We start from the raw sequence: 11,089 nt of genomic DNA on the forward strand, positions 1-11,089 counted from the left end.
CGCGCCGCCGCGGTGCGCCAGGCGGATGCGAGATGAACTCTTGCGAACGGCGAGGTGACCTCGCGCTGGTCGCCGGGGGCCGCCGTCGTCAGCGGGGCGCCGCACGCGCCGCAGTTGCGCTGCGCCGACGAGACGCCGTTGCCGCAGTGTCCGCAGGTGAGGGCAGGAATGGGCTCGGTGGCCGGTGCTGACACGGTCTACCTCCCCTCCGGTGACCATTATGACTGCCCCGTCGTAGCGGCTTAAGCCAGTCGTCACGGGTTGTACAGGTATTTTGTCATTTTGACGGATTTAGTTATTCTGGTGGCGCTTGCGGCTCGTTCGGGGGTCGGATCACAGTTCACCGGCGGCATGTGTCGCGGAAGAAGAGGAACCGAGGAACAGCATGAAGTTTGCCATGGGGGCTCAGACCCTCTCCACACTGACCAAGCAGACGTCGTCGTCGTCGGGCGATCTGGGGACTCTGGTCCGTCAGCTTGCCGCGTCCGCCGAGCCGCTGCAGGGCAAGTTCAACGGCGCAGGGCGCGGGGCGTTCGACGCCTTCCACGCGCACACCGACGAGATCGCCACGGAGCTGAACCAGGCGCTCGCCTCGGTGCTGCGCGGCATCTCCGGGATGGACCAGTCGTTCCAGACCGGCGACTCGGAGATGGCCGATAGCACGCGCTCGCTCACGAGCAGCTCAAACTTCGACGCGGCGCGCTTCAGCGGCCGCGGCTGATCGATTTCAGGACTAGGCGGGGAGCAATCATGGGTACGGGAGCAAACCAGGCCGATCGTCGCGACTTCGACACGGCCGCGTCGCAGAACGCGCAGGACAACTTCAACCGGGTGGCCGCACAGCTCGAGGCGCTCATTGCGCAGCGCGACGGCGATGTGAAGGCCGCGATGGCGGACTACCAGGCCGACGGCGTCTCCGAGGAGTACGCGGCCAAGGAGCGCCGCTGGAACGCGGTGGCCGGAGAGGTCCGCACGATTATCAGCACACTGCGTTCGTCGCTTCAGCAGAACGACGAGACGGCGACGAGCACGATGAGCCGGGCGAAAAGCGCGGTCGACAACATCGGATAACCCATGTCTGGGTGGAACGTAGACCCGGCAGGGGTCGAGAGGGTGCTCACCGACGTGGCGCACCAGGGCACGGTGATCTCGGACGCGTTGGGCGGTTCGGCGGACGGGCGGACGCAGGGGATCGACAAGATCTCCGCGACCGCCGTCACGGCCGCGCAGTCCCAGGTCATCGGCGACGCGATCGTGGCGTTCTTCGACCACGAGAAGCCCGTGCTCACGGGCATCACCAACCGCATCAAGGCCTCTCTCATGGGGGCGTCGAAGGCCACGCAGGAGATCGTGGACGGCGACGAGGCCATGGCGGCCAGCACCCAGGCGAAGGCCGTTGCGGCGGCGGCGTCCGGGGACTTCTCCGCACTCGGGGGTCGGTGACGTGGGCTCGCTGGTTGATGCGGGGGCGATCCCGTACACGAGTGTGGATGTCGGGGCGATCCGTGCGGGGGCTTCGTCGCTGACGTCCGCGGCGGGCGAGGTGCGCAGCGGCGGGGCGGCTGTGGTGTCGGCGTGGCGGCCGATCTCCGGGGTGTACAGGGGGCCGGGGGATGCTCAGCTTTTCTCGGCGATGGATCCGGTGGGGGCGTCCTCGACGGCGTTCGGGGACGACCTGGACAAGGTTGCCGGCGCGCTGAGATCGTTCGCGGATCAGGTCGAGCCGATCGTGGCGAGGCTCAAGGCGTACCACGCGGACGCGCTCGCCCTCGGGGGCAAGGTCGCTGCGTTCAAGCCCCACGAGACATGGAGCTGGATGGCTCTCGGCGATGTCAAGGTGGACAGCTGGGACCAGGACGAGTCGCTCAACAATGAGAACAACCGGATCATCAACGGCGTGGCGGACCAGATGGTCGAGTACGAGGCCGCGGAGCGGGCGTGCGCGAACACGATCCGCTCCGTCGCGGGCTTGCCGCCGCTGCATGCCCTGACCGGGGCGAGCGATGATCCGCTCGGGTATGGGTACTCGTCGATCCCGGCGGGGACGAAGCTGCCCTGGGGGCAGTCCGCGGACCGGCAGGAGTCGTGCTCGGAGAAGACCGCAACGTTCGTGCCGAGCCTGTTCAAGGGCATTGTGGTCGACGGCGTGGGCGGCACGCTCGCGGGGCTGGGCCAGATGGTCGGGATCACGGTGCACGATTGGAACTTCTCGTGGTCGTGGAACACGGTCACCACGACGTGGGGCGCCATGGGCACCCTGATCTCGTACAACCCGCAGACGGGCCAGTGGGGCGACTGGTCGGGTGCCGGGGACGCGTGGACGAACCTGGGCAAGGGCACGATCGCGTGGGACGAGTGGGCCGAGGATCCGGGCGCTGCGGCGGGGGCGACGATCTTCAATGTCGGCTCGCTCCTGATTCCGGTCGTCGGGGAGGTCGGGAAGGTCGGGGCCGTTGGCCGGGTCGGCGAGGCCGCGGGGGACGCTTCGAAGCTGTCCAAGCTCGCGGCGATCGGGGATCTGACCGATCCGGTCTCGCTCGTGGCGAAGGGCGTACACCTCGCGCTACCGAAGCTTTCCGATCTTGCCTCCGCCCTGGGCAGCAAGTTCGACGACCTCAAGGGCCTGGTCTCCGACCACATGCCGAGCTTCAAGGACGGCTCGTTCCACTTCGAGGGCTCCCATGCGGAGCCTGAGGTACCGGCGGGGCGTCCCGAGCCGATCGCCCCACACGTCGACCAGCCGGTGGTCGAACCGGCCTCGGTTGGTGGGGTGCACGTCGAGACCGGTCACGTTGGCGACGTCCCCGGTGGGTCCCACTCGTCCGGTGGCGCTGGGGGACACGGCGGTGGGGATCTCGGCTCGGGCGGCGGCCACGGCGCTGGCTCCGACGGCCACGGGTCCCGCCCCGAAGGCACCCCCGGCGAGCCGGCCCGGACGCCGGATGAGCGCCCAGCCTCGCCGCAGGACCACCCGCGGCCCGACGTGCACCAGGAAGTGACGGTCAGTGGTCGCGACGTTCCGGGTAAGCGGACCGCCTTCGCGGCGCGTACCGACCTTGAGCCGAACACGATGTACCACGTCGAGGGGCGCGGCGACTTCTACACCGACGCGCACGGGCACGTCACTTACGTGGAAACCACCTACGGAGGCAAGGGCAATCTCAACGCGGACCTCATGAACCCTCATCCCGATACGACGTACGTGGTGCATCCCGATGTGACGAACCCGGTCGACGGCGCGAGCCATGCTCACGTCTTCCACACCGATTCCGAGGGACGCACGGACGTGGCCCACACCGATCAGCTCGCGTTGGGGGAAGCGGACAGGTCCCCCTCCGTCCAGACACGGGTCGCGAAGCAGGGGGGCGACGGGTTCGAAGGCGGTCACTTGTTTGCCAACGTTTTCGGAGGTGGCGGCGAGGAAGCTAACATCAAGGCAATGCTGCAGTTTGTCAACCGCGGTGCGGGCGACACCTACGCTCACCTTGAAAACCAATGGCGGGCGATGCTGAAGCACGACCCGTCCACCAAGATCGAAGTTGACATTCGGGCCCACTACTCCGGAGACAAAAAGGCTCCGTATGAAATAGTCGTGGATTACAGCGTCAATGGCGCCTACCCGGAAAGGAAATGGTTCGAGAATGTCGGAAATGCACGGGATTCTGGCTGAGAAGGAAGCATTCAACGATCTCGGCGTCGCGCTCTACCGTATGCTAGTCGAGGGCGATGACCGTATAGAATACAGGGCTAGCATGACGGTGCCGGTTCACTTCACACAGACCTTTGCGTACAATCCTTCCGGGCGATATGAAACGCCCGACGGAAAGGCGAATTCGCCTCTTGAGACGAGCGATGTGCGGAATGCCCTTAAGAAGCTGCGAGAAGTGTCGTATCGAACTGATGTCGGTACCTGGTTCAGTCTTCGAATCATCGTTACATCCGACGGGGCAGCAACGGCGGAATACAACTATGATAAAGAACCGAATTTCGGCCTCGGAGGAATTGACCCGGTCGCGTATGTGGCGGATCAGGAGGCGTTTCCGAGGGACGAGGAGCACCAGCCCGAGTGGCTCAAGCAGCGTCTCGCCGAGGGCAGGGCGCGCCTTGCCGCCCGCGGTGAGTGATACCGGCGACTGACGGAGTCGATGGAAAGGCGAAGATCGAAGCCTTCACCGTCTGGGAGAGGGGTCATCTTGAACGAGAATTCGGATTTCGAGGAGGTCCTCGCCGACGTCCAGTCCGAAATGGTAGCTGCTTCGCTTGAGTATGCGGAGGGCGGAGTTAGTGATGTATATATCTATGCGTCCACCGAGAATGGATCCATGTTCTTCGATCCGTTTTTCGTTGTGGGAGGGGAGGTGGTCGGGAGGGGAAAGTTATTGAATGCCGACACATCTATCCCCCGTCAACGCTCATTGGTGAAGTGTGGAAACGCGCAGCTTTTGAGGCTCTGGGAGGCAGGAACGAAATCCGGCCGTCCTGTGCCGAGTCAGCTTAAGTTGCATTACGTCGTCGCAAATGGATCACTTGACGCCCAGTATGAGTACGGTCCGCAGTACTCTAATCACTGGACTCTGACGGTTCATGACATCTCCGGCACCTGGCAGGATGAGATTCGCGGCGAAACTGACGGCCGGGCATAACCCCATTTTGTGCAACAATCGGTAAGCATCCGTCGCGTTCATAACGGACTTGTCTCGCGGCTCATGACGGTAGACGGGGGATCCCGTGGTTGGCGACTCGAGGCAATCGAATTCATCTGAAGATCCAGAAAGTCTTGACGCCGTCAGCGGTGCCCTGCTCGCCTTGTTTGAGGACGGCGACGAGCGCGTCGAGTATCTTGCGAGCCTTCTCGCTCCGGCGACGTACGAGCGGGTTCGGGGGTTCAATGCTGCCGGCACGCTTGAGTCGCCTGAGGGTCGCTTTAATTCTGTCGACTTCCCGTACGAGCTGTCCGTGGCGCTCCGGAAGCTGAGGGCGGCCTCGTACCGAGCCGGCAAAGGCACGTGGTTCAGCGCACGGATTGTTGTGACGCCCGACGGCGCAGCAACGGCGGAGTGCAACTACGACGACGAACCAGATTTCGGGCCCGAGGGCGTCGATTCGGGGGCTTACGTGAATGGCGCGAACTTACGTGAATGGCGCGAAGAAGTTCCCGCGTGACGAGGCACACCAGCGCGACTGGCTCAAGCAGCGGTTGGCCGAAGGCCAGGCGCGGATTTCGGGCCAGACCTGATGCCTCTGAATACAGCGTGAATGACGGCGACCCCATCAGGAAGAGATTCAAGAATGTTGCAAAACTACAGTCTGATTGATCAGAAAGAGGCTCAAGAAGCGGTCGGTCGCGCGCTTTTGAGCGTTCTTCCTGATGGAGCAGAAAGTATTGTCCTCCGAATGGGCGTGCTTGAGCCGGTCATGAGCGGGACTATCAAAGCGACGTTCCCAGATGGCAGTACTAAGGGGCTCAGGCTGGGGAACCGCTTCGATGACGATCTCGTCGATCGGATGCGAAAGGTCATGTACCGGGCAGGATCGGGCACGTGGTTCTCGGTGGAGATGACGGTGACGGCAGAGGGTAGCATGTCCGCCAAGTTCAACTACGATGACGAGCCCGACTTGGGGACAACCCTCGACCCTGTCTCGTATGTATACGACGCGAAGGCTTTCCCGCGCTATGAGGAGCACCAGCCTGAGTGGCTCAAGCAGCGGCTGGTTGAAGGGCAGGCGAGGACTTCGGGCCAGAGCTGACGCAACTTCGTCGCGTACGAATCGTTTAGGGGGATCGGGTGGGTTCGCTGGTTGACGCAGGGGCGGTCTGGACAAGGTGGTCGGCCTCTGCGCTGGTTCGCAGACCAGGTCGAGCCGATCGTGGCGAAGCTGAAGGCGCTCTGCGCGGACGCTCTCGATTGGGAGGACCTGGATATCAGATCGCAATATGTCGAGGTAGTGGAAGCTCAGGTGCGATTCAAAGTTACGGTCAGCATAAACGACGGTCGACCTCAGTAAGGGTGCTCAATAATGGCTGAGTCAGGGAATCCCGTAATTGAAAAGGATGCGTTCGACCGCGTGGTTAAGATGCTGTACGGTTTGATTTCTGCCGGCGATGAACGGATCCAACTTTCGATCAGCTCAACCGTTGTCATGAGCACTCCAGAGCTGTCTGCATACAACCCAAACGGCGAGTATTCGACTCCGGATGGCCGTGTAAATGATGTCGACGGACCGTTCGAGCTCTGGGAAGCAGTCGAAGAGTTGCGCGCAGCATGTTATCGAGACGGGACTGGAACGTGGTTCTCAGCCCGGATAACGGTGACGAATACCGAGTCCGCAACTGCGAGGTACAACTATGACGAGGAGCCAGACTTCGGTCTGGGAGGCATTGATCCGATTGCGTATGTAACGGACCAGGGGAAATTCCCGCGCGGCGAGGAGCACCAGCCCGAGTGGCTCAAGCAGCGGTTGGCCGAAGGGCAAGCGCGGATTTCGGGCCAGAGCTGACGCCTCTTCGTAGCGCACGAATCGTTTAGAGAGGGATCGAGTGGGTTCGCTGGGTGATGCGGTGGTGACCGTCCGATCCCCGTTTAATGCCGAATATAGTGGAAGGAAATCGACAATGAGTAGGTGGGTTCGATGACGGAAGTCACTTCATTCGAAGGCGTCCTTTCCGATGTTCAGAGCGAATTGATCGGCGTGTCATTGGAATATGCCGGTACCGGCGTTAGCGACGTGTACGCTCACGGGTCTATCGAGCACAATACAGTTCAGTTTGATCCATTCTTCGTGATCGATGGGCGAGTGATTGAGCGTCACAATCTTCCCGGTGTAGACACATCTGGGCTGCGACAGAGATCACTTCTCCAAAACGGTGCGGGTCAGTTGCAACGGTTGCGTTCGGCGGGCGAAACATTTGGTCGCCCCGTCCCGACGCAACTGAAACTTCATTATGTAGTCGCCAGTGGTTCACTGGATGCAACTTACAAATACGAAGCTCAGTATTCAAACGACCCTTCAGTGACTACCGAAGACTTGGTTGATCAGTGGCAGGTTGAGGTGCAGAAGCAGCTGGGGCAGTCCTAGGCTTTGGTATTCAATGCAGATGTCCGTCGGGAAGAGTCGGCTGGTTACGAGGGCGTCGTGGGGTATCCAAAACCTGAAGGCAAGCTCGCATGATTCGGCGTGCGTTGGTCGCATGGAATCAATTGCTTCGAACAAGTCCGATGAATTAGGGGGGATTCTTGCATTATGGAAGATCGAATGATTGACCAGGACGAAGCTCAAGAGGCGATGCGGGAGGCGCTCCTGCGGGCGGTCCCCGACGGCGCCGAAAGCCTGGTCCTGCGGATGAGTATTCTGACGGCAGTGAAGAGCGGCTCAGCCGTCGCGCACTTTCCGGATGGCAGCACCAAGGGAGTGAAGCTAGGCCGTACGCTCGATACCGCGGTGTTGGATCGGTTGCGCGAGGTCATGTACCGCGACGGATCGGGCACGTGGTTCTCGATTGCTGTGACGGTAACGGCCGACAGAGGGATGTCGGCCAAGTTCAACTACGATGACGAGCCAGATTTCCGTCAAACTCTCGACCCCGTCGCGTACGTCAACGATGCCAAGAAGTTCCCCCGGGACGAGGCGCACCAGCCCGAGTGGCTCAAGCAACGCCTGGCTGAGGGCCGGTCTCGATTCACGGAGAAGGAAGACTCAGTGGCGCATCTTGATACTGGTGTTCCCGGGACGAACTGGGCCAACCCGGAAAATCGTCGCAACAGCACCTGGAACGGCCGCAACGTGACCGCGCTCCAGAACGAATACAGCGACTACCACGAGATGCATATCTCGCAAGAGCACGTGGCTGAGGCCATGGGCTACCAGATGGGCCGAGCCGACGGCGAGCGCCGGAGCGAGTTGGAGAGTGCCCAGGAGGTCGTGACCGAGGCGGTGAACGCCCTCATCGCGGAATCGGAATCCGAGATCAAGAGACCGCTCGCCGAGGCTCTCGGCGCGACTCACGATGATGTGCAGGCACTTGCGATCTCACTGGACCGCTGCTCCGAATCGCCGATGTTGGGCTGCGTCTACCCGGAGCGGGTCGAATTCGGCGCGAAGTGCGTCTTCTGCCACCTCTCCCACAGGTAGGTCCCGCGCCTGTCAATTACGCGGGGAGGTAGACCGCGAACTCCGTCCGGCCAGGCCGCGAGCTCAGCTCCACCGATCCGCCGTGCGCCTCCACGATCGCCTGGACGATCGAGAGTCCGAGGCCCGTCGACCCCTCGGTCCCCGTGCGTGCCTTGTCGGCGCGCGTGAACCGGGAGAAAACCCTGTTCTGCAACTCGGGAGGCACTCCGGGGCCGTTGTCGGTGACGGTGATGACGGCGTCGCCCGTCGCCGAGCGCGCCACGCCAGCGGTGACCACGGTCCCCGCCTCGGTGTGCTTCCGCGCGTTGGAGAGCAGGTTGACCATGACCTGGTGGAGCCGCGCGCCGTCGGCCTTAACTTCGATCGGCTCGTCCGGGAGATCGAGCCGCCAGCGATGATCGGGCGCGATGACCTTCTGATCCGTGACCGTCTCCACGACGAGCTGGGTCAGGTCCACCGGCCCGAACTTGAGCGGCTGGCCCTCATCGAGCCGCGCGAGCGTGAGCAGGTCCTCGACGAGGCGGCTCATGCGCAGCGACTGGCTCTCAACCCGCCCGAGCGACTCCGTGCCCTGCGGCGAGAGCGACTCGGTCATCTTGAGCATGTCCGTGTACCCGCGGATGGCGGTGAGCGGCGTGCGGAGCTCGTGCGACGCGTCGGCCACGAACTGACGCACCTTCATTTCCGACTCCTGCCGCGCCTGGAGCGCGCCCGAGACGTTGTCGAGCATGCGGTTGAGCGCGTGCCCCACGTTGCCCACCTCGGTGCCGGGATGAGCGGCCGACGGCGGCACCCGGACCGCGAGGGCGACCTCACCGGCGTCGAGGGGAAGCTGGGCGACCCGCGCGGCGACGGCCGAAACCTGGCCGAGGGGCTTGAGCGTCTTACGGATGATGTAGGTGCCGATGAGCCCGATGAGCACGAGGCCGCCGAGCGAGACGATCACTGTGGTGAGCACGAGCGATGCGAGCGTGCTGTCCTGGGCCGCGAGCGGCAGCCCCGTGACGATCGTGTCCCCGTTCGCGGCTTGGACGGCCACGAGCCGGTAGTGGCCCACGCTGAGGTTCTTGTCCAGGGGAACCGGCTGGGGTCCGCCCACAGCTGGCTCGGCCGTCTGGGCGATCGCCGCAAGGATCGCGGTGTCGGCCTGAGTGATCGCAAGGCGCTGGCCGTCTGGGCCGATGAGCCCTCCGGTCATGAGGTTGCCGCCCTGGTACAGGCGGATGTTGAGTGTTCCTGCGCCCTGTCCGCGGGTATCCCGCGGGTCGGGCGGGTTTTGCGTGGACCCGTTCCCCGTCTGTCCCGTGCCGGGACTGGGTGCCTGCGCGGAGCCCTGGGACGACTGAGAGTTCGTTCCGCCGAAGAGCGAAGCGCGGCGGCTGGCCTGGAAAAGCTGGGTGTCGAGCTGCTGAGTCAGGAAGTGATCCATCGACGCGTACAGGACCGAGCCGACGATTGAGCAGATCGCGACCAGCAGGAGCGTCATGGCAAGGACGATCTTGGTGCGCAGCTGCCACGAGTTCGGATCAGTCCAGCGCCGGCGTTGACGTGGAGCGGCGCCGGACAAGGTGCTCATCCGTCAGCGGGCTTGATGACGTAGCCCGCGCCGCGGACGGTGTGGATCATCGGCGTCCGATTGGCGTCGATCTTCTTGCGCAGATACGAGATGTAGAGCTCCACGATGTTGGCCTGGCCCCCGAAGTCGTACTGCCACACGCGGTCGAGGATCTGCGACTTGCTGATGACGCGCTTCGGGTTCTCCATGAGGTACCGAAGCAGCTCGAACTGCGTCGCCGTGAGCTGGATGTCTTCGCCGCTGCGGGTCACCTCGCGCGTGTCCGTGTTGAGGACGAGGTCGCCGACCACGAGCTCGGCGTCGTCCTGCGCCGCAACACCCGAGCGCTGCACGAGGCGGTGGAGGCGGAGCATGACCTCCTCCATGCTGAACGGCTTCGTGACGTAGTCGTCGCCGCCGGCCGCGAGGCCCACGATCCGGTCCTCGATCGCGTCCTTCGCCGTGAGGAACAGAGCGGGGACCTCGGGAAGGAACTGGCGGACGCGCCTGAGCACCTCGACGCCGTCGAACCCGGGGATCATGACGTCGAGAACCATCACGTCGGGGCGGAAGTCGCGGGCGGCCTTGACTGCTGCGGGACCGTCGGCGGCGACCTGCACGCTCCACCCCGTCATGCGCAGCCCCATGCTCATGAGCTCGGACAGGCTCGGCTCATCATCCACGACGAGCGCACGGATCGGGGAGCCGTCCGGGTGCGTCAGGGTGGGGAGGTTGTTGGTCGTATAAGGGCTTGCCATGTTTCCAGCCTCCTGTGGATCGGTAATCCAAGCCTGAGTTCCCCCTGTGAGGAGCCTGTGGAGCCCAGCCTAGACCCGAGGTACCTGAACCGAGGCGAATCGCGGCCCAGAAGCACAGCCAGTCCAGCCGGTGGGCACAGCGACGGCACAGGATCTCTTCCGAGTCTGGTGTGCAGGAACGGATCACCCTTGGAGGAGAACACGATGTCACTCGGACCGCAGACCCCGAACCCGCAAATCCCGAACCCGCAGGATCGCAACTCAGCGGCCCCGAACCAGCCGGGCCCGATCCCGCAGTCGCCGACTGAGCCGGCACACACCGAGCCGATGCCCGCCGATCAGGCGCCCACCCAGGCGACGCCCGTCAACGCGCAGGCTCAGCCGACCGAGACCCTCTACCCCAACCAGCCGCAGACCGCTCAGGCACCCGCCCAGCCGCAGGTCGCCCAGGGATGGGGCGCGCCGGCCCAAGGAAATCCGGCCCAGGGAAATGCAACCCAGGAATACCCCGCGCAGGGTCCGGCCCAAGGTCCGTACGCCCAAGGTGCCTATACAGAGGGCCCGTATGCACAGGGCCCCCACGCCCAAGGCTCGTCCACTCCCGGCGCCACGGCACCGGGCGCGCCCGCTCAGGGGTGGGGTGAGC

At 63.8% G+C, this 11,089-nt stretch carries 14 protein-coding genes and 1 pseudogene; 12 read left to right on the forward strand and 3 right to left on the reverse strand.

The features are described from left to right. Window positions 1-194 (reverse strand): hypothetical protein (locus tag ACLN58_RS11770; protein ID WP_415855448.1); only part of this gene is annotated, 194 nt, incomplete at its 3' end. Between the two features lie 191 nt (window positions 195-385). Here ACLN58_RS11770 and ACLN58_RS11775 point away from each other — a divergent pair. From ACLN58_RS11775 to ACLN58_RS11825, 11 genes are all read left to right on the forward strand, one after another. After that, window positions 386-721: a WXG100 family type VII secretion target gene (locus tag ACLN58_RS11775; protein ID WP_415855449.1), complete on the forward strand. Its 336-nt coding sequence runs from the start codon at window positions 386-388 to the stop codon at window positions 719-721. 29 nt (window positions 722-750) lie between these two features. Then, entirely contained in the window at window positions 751-1,071 is a 321-nt protein-coding gene (locus ACLN58_RS11780; RefSeq protein WP_415855450.1) for a pore-forming ESAT-6 family protein, read from the forward strand. 3 nt (window positions 1,072-1,074) lie between these two features. Then, complete coding sequence (locus ACLN58_RS11785; RefSeq protein ID WP_415855451.1) at window positions 1,075-1,443, forward strand: DUF6507 family protein; 369 nt, start codon at window positions 1,075-1,077, stop codon at window positions 1,441-1,443. 1 nt (window position 1,444) lies between these two features. After that, window positions 1,445-3,670, forward strand: a complete 2,226-nt coding sequence (locus ACLN58_RS11790; RefSeq protein ID WP_415855452.1) for a DNA/RNA non-specific endonuclease — start codon at window positions 1,445-1,447, stop codon at window positions 3,668-3,670. Further along, the gene (locus ACLN58_RS11795) at window positions 3,651-4,124 is read left to right on the forward strand and encodes a hypothetical protein (protein ID WP_415855453.1); all 474 of its coding nucleotides are present in this window, start codon (window positions 3,651-3,653) and stop codon (window positions 4,122-4,124) included. Before ACLN58_RS11790 ends, ACLN58_RS11795 begins: the two co-directional genes overlap by 20 nt. A 69-nt stretch (window positions 4,125-4,193) precedes the next feature. After that, a complete protein-coding gene (locus tag ACLN58_RS11800) occupies window positions 4,194-4,643 on the forward strand; it encodes a hypothetical protein (RefSeq protein ID WP_415855454.1) in 450 nt (149 codons plus the stop codon). An 85-nt stretch (window positions 4,644-4,728) separates the two neighbouring features. Further along, complete coding sequence (locus ACLN58_RS11805) at window positions 4,729-5,163, forward strand: hypothetical protein (protein WP_415855455.1); 435 nt, start codon at window positions 4,729-4,731, stop codon at window positions 5,161-5,163. Between the two features lie 93 nt (window positions 5,164-5,256). Further along, window positions 5,257-5,748 (forward strand): hypothetical protein, encoded by a 492-nt coding sequence (locus ACLN58_RS11810; protein ID WP_415855456.1) that lies wholly within the window; start codon window positions 5,257-5,259, stop codon window positions 5,746-5,748. 270 nt (window positions 5,749-6,018) lie between these two features. After that, window positions 6,019-6,498 (forward strand): hypothetical protein, encoded by a 480-nt coding sequence (locus tag ACLN58_RS11815; protein WP_415855457.1) that lies wholly within the window; start codon window positions 6,019-6,021, stop codon window positions 6,496-6,498. A gap of 132 nt (window positions 6,499-6,630) precedes the next feature. Continuing rightward, window positions 6,631-7,077, forward strand: a complete 447-nt coding sequence (locus ACLN58_RS11820; protein WP_415855458.1) for a hypothetical protein — start codon at window positions 6,631-6,633, stop codon at window positions 7,075-7,077. Window positions 7,078-7,254: 177 nt separating this feature from the next. Next, on the forward strand, window positions 7,255-8,130 hold the full coding sequence (locus tag ACLN58_RS11825) for a hypothetical protein (protein ID WP_415855459.1): 876 nt from the start codon (window positions 7,255-7,257) through the stop codon (window positions 8,128-8,130). Window positions 8,131-8,146: 16 nt separating this feature from the next. On the opposite strand, the gene ACLN58_RS11830 is transcribed toward ACLN58_RS11825, so the two are convergent. Both ACLN58_RS11830 and ACLN58_RS11835 read right to left on the reverse strand, forming a co-directional pair. Continuing rightward, window positions 8,147-9,706: a sensor histidine kinase gene (locus ACLN58_RS11830; RefSeq protein ID WP_415855460.1), complete on the reverse strand. Its 1,560-nt coding sequence runs from the start codon at window positions 9,704-9,706 to the stop codon at window positions 8,147-8,149. Continuing rightward, on the reverse strand, window positions 9,703-10,443 hold the full coding sequence (locus tag ACLN58_RS11835) for a response regulator transcription factor (RefSeq protein WP_415855461.1): 741 nt from the start codon (window positions 10,441-10,443) through the stop codon (window positions 9,703-9,705). Before ACLN58_RS11835 ends, ACLN58_RS11830 begins: the two co-directional genes overlap by 4 nt. 204 nt (window positions 10,444-10,647) lie before the next feature. Between ACLN58_RS11835 and ACLN58_RS11840 the strand changes: the two are divergent. After that, a pseudogene (locus ACLN58_RS11840) lies at window positions 10,648-11,089 on the forward strand (hypothetical protein); the annotation flags it as partial.

Source organism: Sinomonas sp. G460-2 (assembly GCF_047759905.1).
Classification (GTDB): Bacteria; Actinomycetota; Actinomycetes; order Actinomycetales; family Micrococcaceae; genus Sinomonas.